The sequence below is a fragment of the Neorhizobium petrolearium genome (assembly GCF_029854435.1).
GTDB lineage: Bacteria > Pseudomonadota > Alphaproteobacteria > Rhizobiales > Rhizobiaceae > Neorhizobium > Neorhizobium petrolearium.
On sequence record NZ_CP123000.1, the window covers coordinates 2,986,463 to 3,005,673 of the forward strand.

The following is a 19,211-nucleotide window of genomic DNA, read 5'->3' on the forward strand; positions in this document are numbered from 1 at the left end:
TCTGTTCCTTGCTCCGGTTTCCTGTCGACGCTTCAAGTCTGCAGTATCGACTTACGCATCTTCGGTTCCGTTCTTTTCCGGCCGATGAACCGGTCTTTTCAAGATGTTGAGAGAGTTTTCCGGCATGTATCGTTTTGTATATTCCCCGATTTCGCAGTTGATTTTCCCGCCGTGAAATGTCCTGCTGCGAGCCATGGAGCAAAAGACAAAGACCATCCTCATCGTTGACGACGACTCCGAAATCCGCCGGCTGGTCGGCGATTTCCTTCGTCGCGAGGGCTTTGGCGTGGAAATGGCCCAGGATGGCCGGGAGATGGACAGGATTCTTGAGCGCAGCAGGCCCGATCTCGTCATCCTCGATCTGATGTTGCCTGGAGAGGATGGGCTTTCTATCTGTCGCCGGCTGCGGTCGGAGCAAAGCACGCCCATCCTCATGCTGACAGCGAAGGGCGATGAGACGGACCGTGTGGTCGGCCTTGAGATCGGCGCGGACGACTATGTCGTGAAACCCTTCGGGCCAAGGGAACTTTTCGCGCGTGTGAGGGCGCTGCTGCGCCGCACATCGGCGCAGCAGGTACAGCTCGTTTCGCGCCGTTACGCCTTCGACCGTTTCGTGGCCGATCTGGATGCCAGGCAACTTTATACTGAAGAGGGCGAACTGGTAGCACTAACGGGCGCGGAATTCGATCTGCTTTCGTGCTTCATCCTGCGCCCACGTCGCGTGTTATCAAGAGAACAGATCCTCGACTGGACACACGGCCGTAGCGCCGATCCCTTTGACCGAACGGTCGATATCCTGATTTCGCGCGTCCGAAAAAAGCTGGACCGACTGAGCTCCGGCTGCAACCTCATCAATACCATTCGCAATGGTGGCTACCTGCTGACCGTGCCGGTCAGGCAGGTAACATAGACATGCGCTTCGGCCTTACCGCCCGGGTCGTCGCCATCGGGGCAAGTGCTCTGCTGGCCTTATGGATTACTCTGATCGCCTCCTTCTACTGGTCCAATGATCTGTCTCGCACAACCACGCAGCTTGCACCTGAACAGCTGAAGGCAATCAGCGATCTTGTATCATCCATTGCGCCGAGTGAACGACGACTCGCCCTCCAGGCCCTTCAATCCTCTATGCTGGATGTGCGCTTGGTTTCGACCGGCGCGGTTCCAAAGGATGGCGAAAACCTGGCCGACAATGCCGACTTCTCACCCTATAGGCTGCTTCTCGGCGACAAGCTGCAGCATATCCAGCTGAAGGACGCGGAAAACGGTATCCGGCGCCCCCGGCATCTGGTCCGAACAGCCAGACCTCTCGAATTCTGGATCAGACTCAACGATAGTCAATTTCTTGTGGCACAAGCACGTACACCTTTCATCGTGACACTTTTTGGCTTGCCCGCAGGCATGGGAGCCGGGCTGGTCGGAACCCTGTTTGCCTGTATCGCCTTCTATCTGCTGCACCGGGAGATCAAGCCGCTCACCAGACTCGCCACCGCCCTGGATAGCATCGATCCATCAGGCGAACCTGTTTCGCTTCCCCACGTTCGCACTACGACGCCGGAGATAAGCGCACTGGTCAGGGCTTTCGACAGGCTGCAGACGAGGCTGCATACCATGACGCGATCCCGCATGGCCCTGATCGGCGGAATCCAGCATGATATTCGTAGCTTTGCTACGCGCCTGCGGCTGCGCCTTGAACAGCTTCCTGACGATAGAGAAAAAGAACGGGCCACGGCTGACATCGACGACATGATCGACCTCCTGGACAACGCATTACTGACCTCCCGGGCGGGTGTCGGAGCGCTAAACGAGGAACTGCTCGACCTTGCGGCACTGCTGAGCGCCGAAATGGCGGATTTCAGGAGTTCTGGCCTGCCCGTGACACTCGAAATGCCCCCTTCCCCGAGGGAGATCTGGATTCTCGCCGACCGGATCGCCCTCAGGCGCGTCATCGGCAATATCGTCGATAATGCCGTGAAATACGGGAACCGTGCGCATGTGACGCTGGCTGTGGAAAGTCGGTACGCCCGAATTTCTATCGCGGACGAAGGGCCTGGGTTTTCGAAGGAGGAAAGGGAGTTATTGCTGGAGCCGTTTGTCCGTGCCGAACCTTCCCGCGCCCGCAAAACAGGCGGCGCAGGGCTTGGCCTTGCCGTAGCTCGAACGCTTCTGGAAGCACAGGGCGGAACAATCTCAGTGGAAAACGGCACACGCGGTGGGCTGGTGAGCATCAAGCTCCCTTTGTACATCGCCGGCTGAGCCGGCCAGCATGCCTTGCCGAAGCAACAAATAGCTACATTTTCCTACAGGAGAGAAATTCGGGAGCAAACTGCAGCCCTCATGGTCATGCCATCGATAAACAAACGGAGGTCGCCATGAAGAAACCGGCGCTGTTCTCAATTCTCACCGGCACGTTGCTGTTCGCCGTGATTCCGCTTGCGGGATTGGCTCAGGGGCAGGACGCGAACGCCCCTCGTCCTGAGGAGCCCTATGATTATCGTCATTTCGGAGCTTCGGAAGGCGGCTTTCCGAGCTTCTATGCTCTGAGCGCTCGTCTTGATGACCTGCGCTATTACTACACCGGGAAGGTCATCCGTTTTCGGCTGGCGGGTATGCTTTCCGCCCAGGAAACTGCTATCGGCATCCGCGCTGATCAACAGGACGCTTGGCGAGCTTACGCCCAGGCCGTCCTCGCGCTGATCCCGGATCGCGAGGCCCTGATTTCCGTGATTGGTGGGCCTGATGAGCACCCCGAGGGACCGGAAGCGTTCGGCCGGGTCGAAGCCATCTCAGATGCCTTGGCAGTATATGCCGGCAAAGCCCAAGCTCTGAAGCAGGCAATCGCGGACCTTCGCTCGAAGCTGACGCCCGAGCAGCTTGAAGCGGCGCGCATGCCGCGGCTCATCCGAGGATGAAACGATCCTGCGAAGATTTGAGACCGGCTGGACTTTCTTCTCTTTCCGCACCTTGGTCATGACTTTCGGCACTTACCCCCGTGCCGGAACGGACGGGCCGTCGCACCATCGATCACACTGCAGGCCCGTCCGCCTTCTCTTTCATACAACCACATTCGGGAGTCTACGAATGAAAGCTTATTTGATCCTTGCCTTTGTGGCAGTCGCCGGTACGGTCAATGCTCAGGAGATGAGCCGCCAGCAAATGCGTGAGGTGCGCTCAGCCTGCGAGGCAGACGTGCGGCGGCTGTGCAGCGGAATTCAGCCGGGTGGCGGAAAATTGCTGCAATGCCTCCAGCAGAATGCGTCCAGCGTTTCGGCGACCTGCACCGCAAAGTTGATGGAGATTAAAGCCACCCGCCAGTCGAAATGATCCCAATAAACTTCAGCCTTTCGCGTCAAACTGGAAATCTCGGTAACAACGGTGGCAAATGCCGGCTGGCCTCATCGATGCGATGTGGCCAGTTCGCGTTCGCCAAAACTTGCGCTGCCTAAGACGGAGCGCAGAGGGCATAGTATAAATGGTGGACAAGACCGTCTTCCTGAACACCTCGTGCTGCACGCTCGCCATACTTTCTCTACTGTATGGCGTCGCTCAAGGTTCGGTCAGCAAGCACGCTGCAGATGAACTCTCGCAGCGCCACAACCTTACGCAATCCACGCTCGACGGTCCCCCCCGATCAACGACCAGATGAATGAGAGCCCTCCGAGTCCTGAGGACGGCCGACCATTGCTGCCTGATGGCGCCGATGCCCTCAAAGCGGGCTTTGGCGACTGGGCGGTGGAGTGCAAGGTTGCCGCGCAACGATCAACGTGGAATTCCAGCGTCAATCAAGATGGGACTTTGCGGGTGGTGGGCGTAACGGAGTGAGGGCGTAGCCCGATCGAAGTTATGCCCACGGCCCGCGGCGCCAAAATCAGGCCTGCCTTGCGCTTGTGATCGCGGTCAATCTGGCGATTTTCCAAAACCGGAGAATCACTTTGTGCCAGGTCGCCATGTAAACGATCATCAGATGAGGCTTTTCATGAAGTTACGTCAAAATCATTCCGTCACCGTTGCTGCCGCAAAGGCTTCGATCGGCCGCACGACAGCTTTCCGGATCGAGAAGGATCCACGTCTCCTATCTCAAAAGACAAAACCGCGGGAACGCCGGCGACCAGATCCACTGGCCCATATCTTTGATGCCGAGATCGTTCCCCTGCTTCAGGCTGCGCCCGGAATACGGGCGGTAGCGATATTCGAGGAGATGCTGCGCCGCCACCCGGAGCTTGGAGACGGCATTCGTCGGACCATGGAGCGGCGCATTCGCTCCTGGCGCGCTGTGCATGGCGCAGAGCAGGAGGTCATCTTCCGGCAGGTTCACGAGCCCGGCCGGTTGGGCCTTTCGGATTTCACCAACATGGATAGTCTGGAGGTCACGATCGCCGGGCAGCCCCTCGATCATCTCCTGTATCACTTCCGGCTTGCCTACTCCGGCTTCGAACATGGCCATGTCATCCTCGGCGGAGAGAGCTTCGTCGCTCTTGCGGAAGGGCTGCAGAATGCCCTGTGGTCCCTTGGCGGCGCGCCGCACGACCATCGTAGCGACAGCCTGTCGGCTGCATTCCGTAACCTGACCACCAATGAGCGGGAGGACCTGACGCATCGATATGAGGAACTTTGCGCCCATTACCACATGAAGCCGACGCGTAATAACAAAGGCGTCGCACACGAGAACGGTTCGATCGAGAGCGTGCACGGGCATATCAAGGCAGCGGTCCGCGACGCGCTGCTCATGCGCGGCAGCAACGACTTCGACGATCTTGCCGCCTACCGTGCCTTCATCGATGAGATTGTCAGCCGCCGCAACGCCCACAATCTCAAACGTATCGAAGCCGAAAGACCTCATCTTCAGGAATTGCCGCAGCGCAGGACGACAGACTCCGAGGAGGTGGTCGTCAGGGTCATGCGCACCGGTGGCTTCACGCTGCGCAAGGTCTTCTACAGCGTGCCTTCACGCCTGATCGGGCATCAGCTACGGGTGCGTCTCTTCGATGACCGGCTCGATGTGTTCGTCGGCGGCACCTATCTCATGACGCTCTCTCGAGGGCGGAGCCATCCTGACGGCCGCCACAGCCAGGTCGTCAACTACCGGCACGTCATTCATTCCCTACGGCAAAAGCCGATGGCATTGTTGCGGCTCGTCTATCGAGACCAGCTCTTCCCGAGGCTGGAGTATCGCCAGACCTTCGAGGCTCTGCTGGAACGATTGACCGACAAGCAGGCCTGCAAGACCATGGTCGAGATCCTGGCGCTGGCGGTAAATACTTGCGCGTTGCGGTTTTGACGTAGGTCGCAAACGGCAGACTCAAGCCTCTCCCCTTACCCTTGGCGACACGGCAAGCCCGAGAAAAACCAGCATCGCCTGATTGAGTCGCACTATATCTTCGTCGTCCAGCCGTCCGACTTTCTCGCCGATCTTCGATTTCGGGACGGTGGTGATCTTGTCCACCATCAGGCGGGAAGACAGCCGCAGGCCATTGCGCTCGTCCGGGGCAACGGGAAGCCGAAACAACGGCGCTTCCGTATCATCCGATGTGAAGGCGCAGACGGTGATCGAATCCGTCCCGTCGAAACTGTCGTCCTGCATGATCACGACCGGACGCGGTTTGCCCGCGTAATCCTTGCCGCCCGCGACCGTCCAGATATCCCCCCGCCTCATTCATCGCCCCAATCGGAGACGGCATCGATAAACGCCTGATCGTCCGCCGCCTGTGCGCTTGCCGCGACCGCAAGCGACTGGCGGTGAGCCTCGACCTTGAATGAGGGCGCACGCACGTCCGGCACCCAAATTTGGATCGGACGCAGACCTTGAGCACGCAGCCGGGCGCGATGTTCGCCCACCTTTACGCGCGTAGGCTTCGGCTTTGATGCGGAAACCATGTTCTTCTCCTTCAATCTTGGTTACATGTAACCTATGATATGGGGCCATGCCAATGATTTTCTGCCGAAAGCGCCGATAAATCCGCCACAGGCACCAACACCGCCGCCTGTTCCCTTCGTCGGACGTGGAGCGCCTGCGCTCCCACTCCCGCCTTATTCGGCTTCCCTGCGAATTGTCGGGGCGGAGGCGGGCGGTCAAGGATGGCGCAGCCACCGCGAAGCGGCTCGTCCTTGAGGGGCCGGTTTCGTTCCGGCATGCTTTCCCGAAGCAGACAAGGCTTTCCCTCGCTTCGGCAGGGCACGACCGTTATGGCTCACGTTCAGCGGCTTCTCTCGTTGTTATTGGCGGCACGCCACGCGACGGGGTTTTCAACCCATCGGTTGATATCGGATTCATGCCATCCCGCGCCGTTGACGCTGATCTTGAGTTGGGCCGGAAACGTCCCATCCGCGATTTTGCGATAGCTGGTGGTCTTGGACAGGCCGGTGCGGGAAAGAACGGTGTTCATGCGAATAATACGGTCTGGTGCGGGCATGGTCGCGCTGCCTCCTGCTGGCTGTTTCTGGTTGCCGCTGAACCAGACAGAACGAGGGCGGTCGTCCCGATACCGATGCAAAAATCGTCCGCGTTTGGTTCAAGTAGGCGTCGAATTCATCTCAAAGAACGGCGGCGGCCCCGGCGTGCACCTTGCAAAAGGACTACCATATTCATGAGTGGTGCGATCCTTATTGGCCTCCGCCTCACATCCCGATCTCCCGCCTGCGCGTCCTGCCAAAATTCCAGTCAATCCTGCCTTCGTCGAGTCGACAGGACGTTGCTGCGTCCACGCTTAAGAGCGTGCCCATTATTTGGACGTTCACAAGTACCCTTATCGAACCGGAAGGGCGCCCCGGATCTCGCTTCGGAATTGCACGTCATCCAGGAAGTCCCATCGCTCAGGACCGTTGACGATGTCCTGTGGGAACAGGTGAAGACGGCCAGGAGAATTGTCGTTCGGGTTGATGGGGATTGGCGGTGTTTCACTGACGGTCTGAACGTTTGGCACGATGACCACGTCAGCCGGCACGGGTACCGAGGATCGGTGTCATCAGCTTCACGTGCGCGTCGATCCGCTCAAGCACCTTTGCCGGAACGACCTCACGCTCTGGCAGCGACCACCAAAGTTGGTTTACGCGTTCAACAGTCTCGGTCACTGCTTTAAGCACGGCAGCTTCCGGCAGGCGTGCACGATTGGCGAAGACCTTCCACCGCTGCGCGTTCATCGTCCTGAACGAGCGCTCACCTGCAAGCGACAACGCCATGGCATCCGCCGGGATATAGGGCACAGTCGAGAGCACGTCATAAACGGGGGCAAATGCCGGCTTGTCATCCGCGCCGCGATAGATCAGCGACCAGTTTTTGAGATGCATGTCGCCATTGCCGGTGATGACGGCAAAAGCCAGCCGGCGGACGAATTCAAGAGCAGCCGCAGAAGAAACGGCAATCCCGATGGCAGCGGCGATATCGTGATAGGCCGCACCTTCATATTTGCGCGAAGGATAGATGCCAAATACCTGGGCGAAATCCTCGATATGGATCCGCGCGCCGCCGGCGCCGCGATCGAAACGTTTGACGAGCAGGACTTTTCCGTCCGACAGCGTCTTGAATTCCTCCGGAATATCCTCGAATTCCGATTGCTCGACGAGCTCACGTTCCGGCACGCCCATGCCGATCGCCTCGGCCAAGGCGAGATTGGCATATTCGTTTTCCGAGACGCCCGGAAACGATGTCGACGGAAACTTGGCGATGTAAGACCCTTGCTCATCCCCCAGTGGTATGGTCAGGCCGCCACCCTTGCCCGTGTTCTTGATGACAGATAGCTTCATCTGCACACCCGCGAGCGAAAATCGGGCTTTCGGTTTGGGAAGTGACAAATCGTCGATACGAGCAATCGCCCCTTCGCCCGGTACGACGCGGACTGCACCCGGCAGATCCGACCCGAGCGCGATCAGCAGATCGAAGTCGTTTCCAGCGCGAACACTGCCTGCGTGGTGCTTCTCCATCGCTTCACGCAGCTTTTCCTCGGGAAGAAGATTGGCAAAAAAGGCCGGTAGAGCCCTGGCCACAGGCTTCGGATCTTTGCGCAGACCTCCGGTTGCCGCTCGGAAAGACAGGCTGAGTACAGGAAAGCCGCCCGTCGCGCGGTAGCTATCCTCAAAGCTGAACGCAATGAAGTCGCCCGGCGTCCTGACGATCGTGCCCACCTTCAGATCGTTCAGCAGCACGTCAAGTGATGAGATAGATTTCGGATCAAGATACGTCTCAGGCATCAGCATCATCATCGGGGCTGGTGGCAAAGGCGGGCAAGTCATCCTCGTCATCATGCGGCTGAAATAGGGCATTGACAGCCGGAACCATCGCCTGCGGGATAAGCATCAGTTCGAGACCAAGCGCGCGAGCAATGTTGATCAGGGTCGTCGCGCGGGCCGCAGCACTTCCGGTTTCGATCTCTCGATACCGAGGACGCGATATGCCCGCCATGTCGGCAACCTGTTCTTGAGTGAGCCCCAAGCCTTTGCGCGCGGTCTTCAACAGCTGACCGATTTCCTGCAGAGACTCTGGTTCAGGCCTCATTTTGATCCTTAAACATATCATTACCCTCAAGATGACACGTCTAAATATCTTTCTAGATCCGAGTCAGTCAAGGAAAATGACACGAAAGAGGATCATCATGGAGAAAATGATCCGTCTGCGGATCATCCCTCTGTGTGTTTAGGTGATGGCAGGAACGAGCGCTGCGGCTAAAATATCTTTCCTCCGATGCATGTTTTGTCAAAGGCCGCCTCCTATTCCCGCTTGCCCTTGGCACCGGCGCCGAGAGAAATGGAATGAGTATGCCTAAACAAGATCTTTCATCACGTCATTTTCAACGAAAAATCTCAGAATTCTGCGAGCTGCATATTGCGCCGATCGCATCGAAGCGGGTGCTGGAGAATGTCCGGCCTTACCTCATCCGCCTGATTATCTACCGGAAACCGCCACCGATCCTGAATGGCCGCATCGACTGGACAACGATCGGACAGGCCTGCGGGATCGAAGACGAGTTGACGGCAGAACTGAAGAGGCAGCTACGTCCCGGCCTAGACGCGATCATCCGATGGCTCGGCGCGCCACCGGCCTTTGAAGACGCTCGGCCAACAAGGCCGGCTGCCAGAACGAGCACGACAGCGCAGGTCAAGCCGCAAGCCACTGCCTCCTCCACCAGAAAGCCGCAGCGCCTTGCCGCAGACGGCGCCTTTGCTCAGTCTGCTTGCGTCGCGCGGACCGCAGCCGAAACCGATCAGTCCGTTTCTGGAGCCATTGTTCGACGCGACAGAGGATCCGGCGAATTTTCAAGATGCGCTCGTCTATCTTCGGCGACAGCTATTGGCAGCTTTACCGCGCAGCCATCCGCTTAAACGAAACCTTCGACAGTAAAACGCTGCTATCCTGGATTCAGGGTGAGGCGTACTGCGCTCAGTTGCGAGCTTCGGCGTCATGCGACGTATAGAGCGACGTTACCGGCTGCCGGAGGGCTATTTCAAAGCGAAGCTGCCGCACCAGGCGAGGTCGCTTTAGGGTCGCGATCTTGGCGACATCACTCCGGCAGAACATACCTTTCAATCAGCCACATATCGCAGTGCTTCGAGCAGCGGGCGCAATTTGTGCTTGCGGCGATGCGTTTCGATGAGCTTTTCGAGGTGCTCGTGCCACTCTGCGGATCGTCCGCTGGCCGCATGGGCGCGCGCGGCGATGGCGAGCCACCCGGCGGCGGTCTCGTAGTGGCCGGATCGCCCCTCGCTCATGATGGGATCGGCCATGCGGCAGGCGAGCGCAATCGTCCAGTCGGGATGGTCGGCGTAAGCCTGTTCGGCAAGGCGCTCCAGCGCATCGTCATAAGGATTGAAGCGCGCTTCATGCGGATCGACGCAGGCGACGGCCTCATCGATCAGATCCTCGTCAAGCAGGATTTCGATCCGCTCGAACGCATGCGGCGCCGCCACGAGCACCGCGAGCAGCTCCTCACGCAAGCCGGGCCAGTCCTTTGCGCTGGCCAGCCTCGATGCTGCGCGGAAATCTTCCCTCGCGAGGCTTTCCTCAAAGGCGGCCCGCGCCGCCATGAGCATGATGTCCCGCCTGCTCGCCTCCTGCGCCTTCTCGCGCAGCCAGCGGGCCAGCGATACCTTGCCCGCTCCACGGCGCCAATCGTCGCAGTTTTCATCGCGCGCCTGCAACGCCAGTCCCCAGGCGGCAAGATCGAGCGCCGCGTCCATCTGGCCCGCGGCGGCGACAGCCTGGACGACGCGCAACATGTCGTCGGGCGTGGCGAGGCGCTGATGGGCGGTCGCAATAGCCTCATCCACGCGGCCCAACTGCGCCAGCTTCACAGAATGCTCACAATGAAGTCCAGCGGCACGGGAAAGGTTCAGATACGCCTCGATCCGCCCCATTCCTGCGAGCGCCGCAAGCCTGGCCCGCGTCAGATCGCCTTCGAGCGAATCGCTTCTCCCCCCGGGCGGCCAGCCCTGCCCCCGCCCGGCGAGCGCGTCCTCGAGGCCCAGATCGTCCCAGCCCCTCATGCAAGCAGCGATGGTTGTAGAGAACGCGTCATCGGCGCCATACGCGGCGACCTCGTCCTGCCAGCCGCGCAGCTCGTCGGTAAGCTCGTCGCGCGTCTCTTGGGAAACTCCATCCATGAGCACGGCCTGGGCAATCATCTGGTCAAGTCTGGGAAAGAACTCATGCAGGGTTTCGTCCCAATGGGCGCTTTCAGGCCAATAGTCGGCCAGCGCCCCGGCCACCGGCTTCAAGATCGCCAACGCATCAGCACCCCGCCCCACGGCAAGAAAAGGCTCCGCCGCGCCAATCAGCTCTTCGAGCGTTGCTTCATCGATATCCGCATCCCAATCATCCCAGCGCCTCCGGCGGCGACCGGAACCCGCCGCGGACAAGAGGGCTTCAGCGCGACGGCGAAACGATTCCGGATCGAGCGGCGCGCTGGCCTTGTTCGGAAGAGTGGCCGCAAGCCTGGCATCGAGCCAGAAGGCGAATTCCTCGTCCGTTTCGGCGCGTTCGAGAAGGAACATCTCAAGCGCCTCGCGTGCAACAGCCTGCAAATGCTCAGCACGCATATGTTCTTCCGGTTTCATATATGCCTCACCACGGAGACGCACGCGCCCGCAAAGATGGCTTTGACCCAACGGACTGTATAGCGGGGGGAACGAGGCATGAAACGGCGAAATCTCCACAGGGCTGGCTGGAAGCATGGCTACGATCAATTGAACGTAGATTTCCGTCTGACTGATATACTGCAATCAATCAATTGAGGTTTACACATGGATATCGCGATCAATCGTTCGAGACTAAGCGGTACAGTCTGCGACCCGTAAACCGGGCACCCGATCAAATTCACGACGATTATTCGTGACCATAATCAGCCCTCGCGAGCGAGCGTGTCCCGCGATCAGCTGATCATAGGGTCCGATCGGAGTTCCACTGCGCGCCAGCTCGGCGCGTAATTGACCTGTATGGCTGGCTGCCATTGCGTCGTAGGGTAGCACCTCGAGGCGCGCGGCGAAGCCCTCTACAACGGGCAGATTTTTTTCCGGACTGGCTGACTTTTCCGCCCTGTAAATCAACTCCATCAAGCTAACCGAGCTGATGCACAACTGACCATGATGACGGTTGAACGCCTCGCGCACGTGCTGCGGCCGATTCTTGATCGTAAAAAGGCAGATGTTGGTGTCCAACATGTACTTCAGCATTAAAATGCCTCGCGCTCCTGCGAAGCGGGCTGATCACGCTCATTCATAAAGTCCGATGTCACCGTCGCTCCTTCAAACCAGCTGTCCCAGACCTCGCCAGCAGGTGCGATAATGCGAGTGCGTCCGACGGCGACAATATCGACGCGCTTCACATCAGCAGGCAAAGCGACGGCCTTCGGCAGACGCACAGCTTGGCTTCGATTGCTCTGGAATACTGCACCCTGCTCCATCTGCGTTCCTCCGGGATGTAACAACCACGACCTCACGTAGTGCATCGAATGGGATATCCCAATGGGATATACCACCAGATGAACCAGGTTACGAACTTCCGATCTGTTGTGACTGGCGCCTTCGCCTTGGGATACGGATCTACGATATCTACATGGGCACTGTCGTTATCTGGACCAGGGATTGATCACCTTCAACCCAGCAGCCGCGAACGGGCTTGTGTCGCGAGTTGCGACCGCGAGGCCGTTTGCTGCCGCTGAGGCTGCAATGTAGCCATCAGCTGTGCCGATCGCCTTCCCAGATACTCGAGCGCATGCCATCAGTTCCGAATAAAACTGAGAAGTCGCCAGATCGAAGGGCAGGATGCGCTCGGAAAAGTGGGGCAGCACTTCGCCCTCAAGGCGGTCGCGGAGGATAGTTTGCCGTCTCCCTGAAGGCATAGCAGCAATCCCGAAGCGAAGTTCAGCAATCGTTATTGCGGAGAGGAACAGCGTTTCGATAGCTTGGGCGTCCAACCAGTCGATCACTGCCGCGTCAGGAACCGGTTTCCAAGGCTCGGATATAACGTTGGTGTCCAGCAAGATCATTCGAAGGTCATCGGTTCAGCAGGCGTTTTGTCGCGACTTTTCTGCAGGGCCTCAACGTCGCTGTCGGAAAGCTCGGCATCACGACCAATAGCCGCCAGTAAAGAGCCAAGCTTAACACGTTCGGGGGGACGAACAGCGGCTTCAATAATGTCACGGATCTCGGCCTCGGTGCTTCGGCCATGATGAGCCGCTCGCAGCCGCAGAGCACGATGTGTTTCGTCAGAAAGGTTTCGAATGGTGACTGCCGGCATTGATATCACCTCCATAGAAATGATGGCTTTGATATCAAAATATGTAGAATGACAGCAATTTTCAAGAGGTTCATTAACGAGGACGAAACCCTATTTGTTCAGATATCGCGCCTTCAAAAGATATGGACCGCTCACCCGGTAGCCTCCTTCCGCGTAAATAGGAATGCGACAAGCCCATCTTCTTGCCGCAGATGAGAAGGAAACCCAACACCCCTGAAAGGTATCCAGGTAAATCGCGATTTATCGGCAGCGGCGTATTAACCTATTGTCTTCTTTGGAGTCCGGCCGCAAACACTTGAATCAATCGAAAAGTCGGAATGGTGACGCCCGCGAACTTCAACTGCTTGTAGAGCGTGGCGACATCGGCCTGATCGCGGCTGATCCGGTCCAGCGCCTCGGCAGCAGGACGCTGAACTCACCATGCTGAGCGTCACGCATGAGCCGCGGGATGTCGGGTTTTGCGCTCCCTTTCCCGGCCATCTACTTCTTCCGGTTCTTTGGGCTAGGAGCGTCCAGCGCCGAGCGAATATCAGTCAGGCCGAAATCGTTGCCGATATAGAGCAACGGGGCCGAATGCTGTTTTGCCAGCGCGTAGGCGAAGCAATAGGCAAAGTTCAGTCCGCCGCGCATGCCGAATCCCTGGCTGTATTCGATCCTCGCCTTCATCGCCGCGCGGGCCAGACGATCATCGACCGGGGCGATGTCGATGCCGAGCGTGGTGAGAAACTCGTCCAAAATTCCAATAGCCTTCGACCGCCTCGACCCAGTGAGACGACCAGCCAGAACCGTACCCGTCTCCAACACCACCTCATCACCCGCAGCAACCAGAGCCGCGTGTAGCCGTTGGGACAACGGGCCCGCTTCAAGGCCGATGCGCTCTACCGGAAAGTCCAGTTGATCAAAATACCCGACCAGGCATTCAGGCTCGCTGCCTACCCTTGACCTCGCGAACCAACTTGCCTGTCGCCTCGACCACGCACGCGCTGCTCGCTTTCAGCGAAACATCGATTCCTGCATAATACTCCATGGCTGTTCCTCTCGTGATGCTTGACGCCGATCGCTCGGACCTCGTTCCCAAACATCATCATTCTGAGGGACAGCCATCAAACTGGCTACTCATGAGACGCCGGCCCAACGGCATCTAAATCGTAGAGGATCGTTGTTCCGGCAAGCGCCTACGTAGTGAGGCCGGCATCCCAGCCTCACTTTACGCAAGCGCCATACCGGCATGCTCACTCGATCTTGGTATTCTCGATGCTGAAGCCGGACTGGAAGGTCAGGAAGCCAGGCATATTGGTGAAGCCGGTCACACCCTTGCGGACAGCATAGTCTTGGTGCCGCCACATGAAGAACACGAGCGGCGAAAGTTCCAATGCGCGATCGACAAAAGCACCATAGATCTTCTCTCGTTCCGCAGAGTCGACTGTGGCCCTGCCCTTGTCGAGAATTTCGTTGATCTGCGGATCGTCGAAATACGGCGAGTTGTTGGTGCGCACCAGCTTGTCCCCGCCATAATAGTAGTTGCTGAGCCAGTCGGCGTCGGTGATTTCCCCCAGGCTGCCGAGCACGGCAAAATCGTAATCGCCGGCATTTGCCTTCGCCATGCGGCTTGCCCAGTCGGGCAGGTCGAGCGTCAGCTTGATACCGATCTTAGCGAGTTCCGACTGGATCGCGATCGCAGTGTTCTGATGGAAGCTGTATTGGGACGAAGCGAGAAGCCGTGCTTCGAAGCCGTTCGGATAGCCCGCCTTCTTCAGCAGTGCCTTGGCCTTGTCGATATCATGGGAGAAGTAGTTGGCCTTCTCGGCGGAATAGCCCATATAGCCTTCCGGAATAGCGATACCGTAGATCGGTGTGCCCAGCCCGTTGAAAGCCGTGTTGATGATGACGCTGCGATCGACGGCATAGGCGATAGCCTGACGCACCTCGGGCTTGGAGAACGGCTCAAACTTGGTGTTGAATTGGAGCCCCATGAAGGGGCCGTTCATGGTCAGGAGCTCGGTGTCAGGCCCTTTCTCCAAGGCTGTGGCGTCCTTGGCCGGCACATATTCGATGATATCGACGTCCCCCGATTTCAGCGCGTTTACACGCGTGTTCTCGTCGCCGTAAAAGACGTAGTGGACTTCGTCGAGATCAGGCTTGCCCTGCTTGTAGTAGCCGGGAAACTTCTTGACCACGATTTCGCGGCCTCGGGTCCAGTTGACGAATTGGAACGGCCCCGCGCCTATTGGCGAAGCCGTGGCATTGTCCGCGTTCTTGGCAAGCCACGCGGCCGGAACGATCACGGATTCCGGCAGTGCCAGATAGCCCATCAGTGACACGGAGGGCTGGGACAGCTTCAGCTTCACCGTCTTGACGTCCGGCGTATCGATGCCGGAGATGATCGAAAGCTCGTTGCGGAAAGCTCCTTTGCCCTTGGGATCGAGAATCCGCTCCAACGAGGCCTTGACGTCCGCAGCCGTGACCGGAGAACCGTCATGGAACTTCGCGTCACGCAGGTGGAAGGTATATTCCTTGGCGTCAGGGCTGATCTCGTAGTTCTCGGCAAGCTCGGGCGATATCTTGCCATCGATCCCATAGTTGACGAGACCGCGATGCATGGCGAGTTTGACCGTACGGCCCGCCGTGCCTGGCTGGATGATCGTGTCGAGCGTCGACGGTTCTGCCGAAAGCCCAAAATAGAGGGTGCCGCCCGCCAGGGCCGTCGTGGTCATCAGGCCGAGAAGACCTGCAGCAAGAGCCATTTGGAGAATTCTCTTCATGCTGTTCCCTTTCCTTGTTGAAGATTGTCAGTTTTCACGCAGCCTCGGATCGAGATGATCGCGAAGCGCATCTCCGAGGATGTTGATGGCGAGAACCGTGAATGCGAGGCACACGGAGGGCCAGACCACGTACATTGGGTTCTGGTTGAGATAACCGCGCGCTGTTCCGATCATTTGCCCCCAGGAGGGCTCCGGAGGCACGATCCCGAGACCGAGAAAGCTCAGGCCGGATTCGAGCAGGATCGCCGCGGCGATCGTCAAGGTTCCCTGGACGACCAGTGGAGAAAGGATATTCGGCAAGATGGCCTTGAAAACGACCCGCAGATAGCGCGCGCCCATAGCATGCTCCGCCTCGACGAATTCCTGCCGAATGACCTGCAGGGTGGCCGACTGAGCGACGCGCGCAAATTGCGGGATAAAGATGATGCCGATGACGACGCTGAGGCTCGCGATCCCGCTCCGCCAGAAGCCGACGGCGAGAAGTGCCAGCAGGATCGCCGGGAAGCTCAGCATGATATCGACGGCGCGCATGACGAAGAACGCCAGGACCGGCCGGCTGTAGGCACCGATGATACCAAAAGCCGTACCGCCGACTGCGGCGATGAGGGTAGAAATGACCGCCACCAGGATGGTCGGGCGGATTCCCACCAGGAGGCGAGAAAGGATGTCTCGGCCAAATTCGTCGGTGCCGAGCAGATACTTCGTCGAACTCGCCTGATTGACAGCGTTCTGGTTGATCGCAAGCGGATCATGCGGAGCAATGACCGGCCCCACCAGCGCGATGCCGAGAACCGTCGTCACCACGAGCAGGCTGACGAGAACGAGCGGATGGCGGAAAGGAAGGAACGTCTTCATGCGCGTTTCCGGCGGATGCGTGGATCGAGCAGGCTGTAGAGGATGTCGACGCACAGATTGATGAGGATGAACAGCGCCGCAATCGTCACAATACTGCCCTGAACCAGAGGGTAGTTGCGGTTTGAGACGGCGGTGACGAGCAGCGTACTCAGCCCCGGCCAGTTGAAGAGGGCCTCGACCAGCACCGTCCCACCCATCAGGTTGCCAAGCTGCAGGCCAACGATCGTCACGATCGGAATTGCCGCATTGCGCAGGACGTGTAACCAGATGACGCGACGCTCGCGCATGCCCCTGGCCCGCAGGGACCGCACGAAGTCGCGGCTCAGGATTTCCAGCATGGACGAGCGTGTCATGCGGGCAATCGAGGCGGCCAGCCCCAGCCCGAGGGTCACCGCCGGCAGCGTCAGCTTCTGGAAGTGCAGAAAGGCGTTTCGGGAAATATCGGTGTAGCCACTGGAAGGAAGCCACCCGAGCTTAAGGCTGACCAGCAGGATCAGCAGCGATCCGAGAATATAGACCGGCACGGAGATACCGAGCGTCGAAAGCGACGTCAGCAGACCATCGAGAAATCGCCCTCGCCTCAGGGCCGCGGCAATACCGACCGGCACACCCATGATGGCCGCGACCAGGATCGCCGCACTGGCGAGTTCCATGGTCTTCGGAAGGCTCGCCGTCACATATTCGATCACCGGATAACCGTCGAGGGATTTACCGAGATCACCGACGGCGGCATTGCCGAGCCATTTGAGATATTGCGACAATACCGGCTGATCGAGACCGAGCTGCTGCCGCAGGGCCGCGACCGCCTCTGGCGACGGATGGCTCTCAGGACCGAGCAGCAGGAGAACCGGATCGCCCGGCATGATGTACATGATGGAGAACACAAGTGTCGCGATGACCCAGAGCTGCACCAGCGCGGTCGCCAGCCTTGCTCCCACGACGATGACGAATGTCGAAAGGGTCTGCATCAACGCGCCTCCAGGGCTATCGGATCTGCGTTGCCGATCTTCGGCACCGCGCTGAGAAGCGTCCGTGTGTATTCCGCTTTCGGGTTGTCGAAGACCTCGCCCGCGGGGCCTGCTTCGACGATCCGCCCTTTCTGCATCACCGCGATCATATCGCTGACATGGCGAACGACTGACATGTCGTGAGAAATGAAGAGGTAGGTCAGGTCGAATTCGTCCTGCAGATCCTGCAACAGGTTCAGGACTTGCGCCTGAACGGACACATCGAGTGCCGAAACGGCCTCGTCGCAAATCAGAAGGCGCGGCTTGAGTGCAAGCGCACGGGCGATCACGATGCGTTGGCGTTGACCGCCGGAGAATTCGTGAGGATAGCGTTTCATGGCATTTCGCGGCAGGCCGACGGCATCCATGAGCTTGGCAACCGCCGCCTCCCGACCGCGTCCGCCCTGATGAATATCGATCGGCGCTGCGACGAGATCGGTCACCGTCTGGCGGGGATTGAGCGATCCGTAGGGGTTCTGGAACACCAGTGCCATGTCGCGGCGAGCAGCGCGCATCTCCTCGCGGCCGAGCGAAACGAGGTTGCGACCGTCGAATTCGATGGCGCCGTCATCTGGTTCTATCAACCGCATGACGAGCCGGGACAGCGTCGATTTTCCACAACCAGACTCACCAACGAGACCGAGCGTCGAACGGGACGGGATGGCAAGGCTGACATTGTCCACGGCGCGAAACGCCCGCGGTGTCGCAAGAGCATTGTCGCGGACCCAGTAACTCTTGGTCAGGTCCCGGATATGCAGCAGCGGTTCGGACGCCCCATCTATGGCAGGCTTCGGTTTCGCTGCCGGCCGAGCCTCTGCCAAGCTGGAAATCATGCCACTTCCATCTCTTGTTATAACCGGAAGACGGCTTTGCGGCGCGGACGCGGACGGCATGGAGGCGATCAGCGCCTTGGTGTAGTCGCTGCAAGGCGCAGCGAAGAGGTCAGCCGTGGCAGCCTCCTCCATAAGATCGCCGTGGTAGATCACAGCAACACGGTCGGCGACCTCGTAAATGACGCCGAGATCGTGCGTGATGAGGAGAATTGCCGCGCCGATTTCCCGATTGAGGCCGCGCAGCAGGTTGAGAACCTGTTTCTGGACCGTGACGTCCAGTGCCGTCGTCGGCTCGTCGGCAATGATGACATCCGGCTTGCAGGCCACCGCCATGGCGATCATCACACGTTGGCATTGGCCACCGGACAGCTCATGAGGATAGGAGCGCAGGCAGCGCGCCGGATCCGCGATCCCCACTTTCTGCAACAGTTCCAGCGCCCGTTCCCTGGCTTGGCGCCTCGTCATCCGCTCATGCAGCAAGATCGCTTCGACGATCTGATCGCCGCACCTAAAGACCGGGTCAAGCGACGCCATCGGATCCTGGAAAATCATGGAAATCCGCTTGCCGCGCAGCTTGCGCAAGACGTCCGGCCGCACTGTGAGCAGATCTGCGCCGGCAAATTCCACACGACCACTGGTTACGACCGCGTTTTGCGGCAACAGTCCCATGGCGGCCAGCGACAGGATTGTCTTGCCGCTGCCGCTTTCCCCGACAAGTCCCAATATCTCGCCGGAGACAAGTGACAGGGACACGCCATTCACTGCGGGACGAAGCCCGGCCTCCGTCCTGAAAGCGACGGAAAGATTGTCGATTTTCAGTATTTCCCTACCCGGCATACCGCGATCCGATTTTGCGATGAGCTCCCCACACCGGAGAGCGCGTTCCCGTATTTTTTTGAGCGCTTCTGGCGCATATTTTCATCATTAAGGCATAAAGCGCCAAACTACGTCAAGCATACGTTTGTATTTTGCCAGATCGCCTTCAAATATGATAGTTTTTGAAGCTTTTCTGGAGTTTCTACCAAATTCAGCC

The 19,211-nt window shown here is 58.8% G+C and carries 19 protein-coding genes and 3 pseudogenes; 6 read left to right on the top strand and 16 right to left on the bottom strand.

Going from position 1 to position 19,211, the window contains the following annotated elements; all coding sequences use genetic code 11:
• Nucleotides 1-193: 193 nt before the first annotated feature.
• The 5 genes and pseudogenes from QEO92_RS14815 to istA all read left to right on the top strand — a co-directional run.
• Nucleotides 194-910, top strand: a complete 717-nt coding sequence (locus QEO92_RS14815; RefSeq protein WP_227703552.1) for a response regulator — start codon at nt 194-196, stop codon at nt 908-910.
• 2 nt (nt 911-912) lie between these two features.
• Nucleotides 913-2,253, top strand: a complete 1,341-nt coding sequence (locus QEO92_RS14820; protein ID WP_227703553.1) for a sensor histidine kinase — start codon at nt 913-915, stop codon at nt 2,251-2,253.
• 116 nt (nt 2,254-2,369) lie between these two features.
• Entirely contained in the window at nt 2,370-2,909 is a 540-nt protein-coding gene (locus QEO92_RS14825) for a hypothetical protein (protein WP_227703554.1), read from the top strand.
• A gap of 169 nt (nt 2,910-3,078) precedes the next feature.
• Nucleotides 3,079-3,321 (top strand): cysteine rich repeat-containing protein, encoded by a 243-nt coding sequence (locus tag QEO92_RS14830; protein WP_037155660.1) that lies wholly within the window; start codon nt 3,079-3,081, stop codon nt 3,319-3,321.
• A gap of 610 nt (nt 3,322-3,931) precedes the next feature.
• Nucleotides 3,932-5,248, top strand: a pseudogene (gene istA / locus QEO92_RS14835) (IS21 family transposase); the annotation flags it as partial.
• A gap of 48 nt (nt 5,249-5,296) precedes the next feature.
• Here the strand turns inward: istA and QEO92_RS14840 are convergent.
• From QEO92_RS14840 to QEO92_RS14860, 5 genes are all read right to left on the bottom strand, one after another.
• Complete coding sequence (locus tag QEO92_RS14840; protein WP_037149607.1) at nt 5,297-5,650, bottom strand: type II toxin-antitoxin system PemK/MazF family toxin; 354 nt, start codon at nt 5,648-5,650, stop codon at nt 5,297-5,299.
• Nucleotides 5,647-5,871 carry an antitoxin MazE family protein gene (locus tag QEO92_RS14845; protein WP_037149604.1) on the bottom strand — a complete coding sequence of 75 codons (225 nt, stop codon included), beginning with the start codon at nt 5,869-5,871 and terminating at the stop codon, nt 5,647-5,649. Before QEO92_RS14845 ends, QEO92_RS14840 begins: the two co-directional genes overlap by 4 nt.
• Before the next feature lie 320 nt (nt 5,872-6,191).
• Nucleotides 6,192-6,407 (bottom strand): helix-turn-helix transcriptional regulator, encoded by a 216-nt coding sequence (locus QEO92_RS14850; RefSeq protein WP_037149602.1) that lies wholly within the window; start codon nt 6,405-6,407, stop codon nt 6,192-6,194.
• 520 nt (nt 6,408-6,927) lie between these two features.
• The gene (locus tag QEO92_RS14855) at nt 6,928-8,181 is read right to left on the bottom strand and encodes a type II toxin-antitoxin system HipA family toxin (protein ID WP_037149788.1); all 1,254 of its coding nucleotides are present in this window, start codon (nt 8,179-8,181) and stop codon (nt 6,928-6,930) included.
• Entirely contained in the window at nt 8,174-8,485 is a 312-nt protein-coding gene (locus tag QEO92_RS14860) for a helix-turn-helix domain-containing protein (RefSeq protein ID WP_227703555.1), read from the bottom strand. Before QEO92_RS14860 ends, QEO92_RS14855 begins: the two co-directional genes overlap by 8 nt.
• 254 nt (nt 8,486-8,739) lie before the next feature.
• Between QEO92_RS14860 and QEO92_RS14865 the strand changes: the two are divergent.
• Nucleotides 8,740-9,466, top strand: a pseudogene (locus QEO92_RS14865) (hypothetical protein); the annotation flags it as partial.
• Nucleotides 9,467-9,510: 44 nt separating this feature from the next.
• Here the strand turns inward: QEO92_RS14865 and QEO92_RS14870 are convergent.
• The 11 genes and pseudogenes from QEO92_RS14870 to QEO92_RS14920 form a co-directional block, all read right to left on the bottom strand.
• Entirely contained in the window at nt 9,511-11,022 is a 1,512-nt protein-coding gene (locus QEO92_RS14870; RefSeq protein WP_227703556.1) for a hypothetical protein, read from the bottom strand.
• 231 nt (nt 11,023-11,253) lie between these two features.
• Nucleotides 11,254-11,655: a type II toxin-antitoxin system tRNA(fMet)-specific endonuclease VapC gene (gene vapC / locus QEO92_RS14875; RefSeq protein ID WP_227703557.1), complete on the bottom strand. Its 402-nt coding sequence runs from the start codon at nt 11,653-11,655 to the stop codon at nt 11,254-11,256.
• Nucleotides 11,655-11,885, bottom strand: a complete 231-nt coding sequence (vapB, locus tag QEO92_RS14880; RefSeq protein ID WP_037149595.1) for a type II toxin-antitoxin system VapB family antitoxin — start codon at nt 11,883-11,885, stop codon at nt 11,655-11,657. Before vapB ends, vapC begins: the two co-directional genes overlap by 1 nt.
• A 165-nt stretch (nt 11,886-12,050) precedes the next feature.
• Nucleotides 12,051-12,470, bottom strand: coding sequence for a type II toxin-antitoxin system VapC family toxin (locus QEO92_RS14885; protein ID WP_037149593.1), 420 nt, complete (start codon nt 12,468-12,470; stop codon nt 12,051-12,053).
• Nucleotides 12,467-12,721, bottom strand: a complete 255-nt coding sequence (locus tag QEO92_RS14890) for a FitA-like ribbon-helix-helix domain-containing protein (RefSeq protein WP_037149590.1) — start codon at nt 12,719-12,721, stop codon at nt 12,467-12,469. Before QEO92_RS14890 ends, QEO92_RS14885 begins: the two co-directional genes overlap by 4 nt.
• Before the next feature lie 480 nt (nt 12,722-13,201).
• Entirely contained in the window at nt 13,202-13,456 is a 255-nt protein-coding gene (locus tag QEO92_RS14895; RefSeq protein WP_227705173.1) for a type II toxin-antitoxin system VapC family toxin, read from the bottom strand.
• Between the two features lie 39 nt (nt 13,457-13,495).
• Nucleotides 13,496-13,748, bottom strand: a pseudogene (locus QEO92_RS14900) (IS110 family transposase); the annotation flags it as partial.
• Between the two features lie 205 nt (nt 13,749-13,953).
• Complete coding sequence (locus QEO92_RS14905) at nt 13,954-15,483, bottom strand: ABC transporter substrate-binding protein (RefSeq protein ID WP_227703558.1); 1,530 nt, start codon at nt 15,481-15,483, stop codon at nt 13,954-13,956.
• Nucleotides 15,484-15,510: 27 nt separating this feature from the next.
• Nucleotides 15,511-16,338, bottom strand: a complete 828-nt coding sequence (locus QEO92_RS14910) for an ABC transporter permease (protein WP_227703559.1) — start codon at nt 16,336-16,338, stop codon at nt 15,511-15,513.
• Nucleotides 16,335-17,306: an ABC transporter permease gene (locus QEO92_RS14915; protein WP_227703560.1), complete on the bottom strand. Its 972-nt coding sequence runs from the start codon at nt 17,304-17,306 to the stop codon at nt 16,335-16,337. Before QEO92_RS14915 ends, QEO92_RS14910 begins: the two co-directional genes overlap by 4 nt.
• On the bottom strand, nt 17,306-19,015 hold the full coding sequence (locus tag QEO92_RS14920; RefSeq protein WP_037149581.1) for an ABC transporter ATP-binding protein: 1,710 nt from the start codon (nt 19,013-19,015) through the stop codon (nt 17,306-17,308). Before QEO92_RS14920 ends, QEO92_RS14915 begins: the two co-directional genes overlap by 1 nt.
• Nucleotides 19,016-19,211: the final 196 nt, after the last annotated feature.

Bases quoted from the DNA above. Each gene is read 5' to 3' on its own strand.
- QEO92_RS14830 (WP_037155660.1), top strand. From the start codon at position 3,079: ATGAAAGCTTATTTGATCCTTGCCTTTGTGGCAGTCGCCGGTACGGTC.
- vapB (WP_037149595.1), bottom strand. From the start codon at position 11,885: ATGGAGCAGGGTGCAGTATTCCAGAGCAATCGAAGCCAAGCTGTGCGT.
- QEO92_RS14910 (WP_227703559.1), bottom strand. From the start codon at position 16,338: ATGAAGACGTTCCTTCCTTTCCGCCATCCGCTCGTTCTCGTCAGCCTG.
- QEO92_RS14915 (WP_227703560.1), bottom strand. From the start codon at position 17,306: ATGCAGACCCTTTCGACATTCGTCATCGTCGTGGGAGCAAGGCTGGCG.
- QEO92_RS14870 (WP_227703556.1), bottom strand. From the start codon at position 11,022: ATGCGTGCTGAGCATTTGCAGGCTGTTGCACGCGAGGCGCTTGAGATG.
- QEO92_RS14860 (WP_227703555.1), bottom strand. From the start codon at position 8,485: ATGAGGCCTGAACCAGAGTCTCTGCAGGAAATCGGTCAGCTGTTGAAG.
- QEO92_RS14845 (WP_037149604.1), bottom strand. From the start codon at position 5,871: ATGGTTTCCGCATCAAAGCCGAAGCCTACGCGCGTAAAGGTGGGCGAA.
- QEO92_RS14885 (WP_037149593.1), bottom strand. From the start codon at position 12,470: ATGATCTTGCTGGACACCAACGTTATATCCGAGCCTTGGAAACCGGTT.
- vapC (WP_227703557.1), bottom strand. From the start codon at position 11,655: ATGCTGAAGTACATGTTGGACACCAACATCTGCCTTTTTACGATCAAG.
- QEO92_RS14815 (WP_227703552.1), top strand. From the start codon at position 194: ATGGAGCAAAAGACAAAGACCATCCTCATCGTTGACGACGACTCCGAA.
- QEO92_RS14905 (WP_227703558.1), bottom strand. From the start codon at position 15,483: ATGAAGAGAATTCTCCAAATGGCTCTTGCTGCAGGTCTTCTCGGCCTG.
- QEO92_RS14890 (WP_037149590.1), bottom strand. From the start codon at position 12,721: ATGCCGGCAGTCACCATTCGAAACCTTTCTGACGAAACACATCGTGCT.
- QEO92_RS14825 (WP_227703554.1), top strand. From the start codon at position 2,370: ATGAAGAAACCGGCGCTGTTCTCAATTCTCACCGGCACGTTGCTGTTC.
- QEO92_RS14820 (WP_227703553.1), top strand. From the start codon at position 913: ATGCGCTTCGGCCTTACCGCCCGGGTCGTCGCCATCGGGGCAAGTGCT.
- QEO92_RS14855 (WP_037149788.1), bottom strand. From the start codon at position 8,181: ATGCCTGAGACGTATCTTGATCCGAAATCTATCTCATCACTTGACGTG.
- QEO92_RS14840 (WP_037149607.1), bottom strand. From the start codon at position 5,650: ATGAGGCGGGGGGATATCTGGACGGTCGCGGGCGGCAAGGATTACGCG.
- QEO92_RS14850 (WP_037149602.1), bottom strand. From the start codon at position 6,407: ATGCCCGCACCAGACCGTATTATTCGCATGAACACCGTTCTTTCCCGC.
- QEO92_RS14920 (WP_037149581.1), bottom strand. From the start codon at position 19,015: ATGCCGGGTAGGGAAATACTGAAAATCGACAATCTTTCCGTCGCTTTC.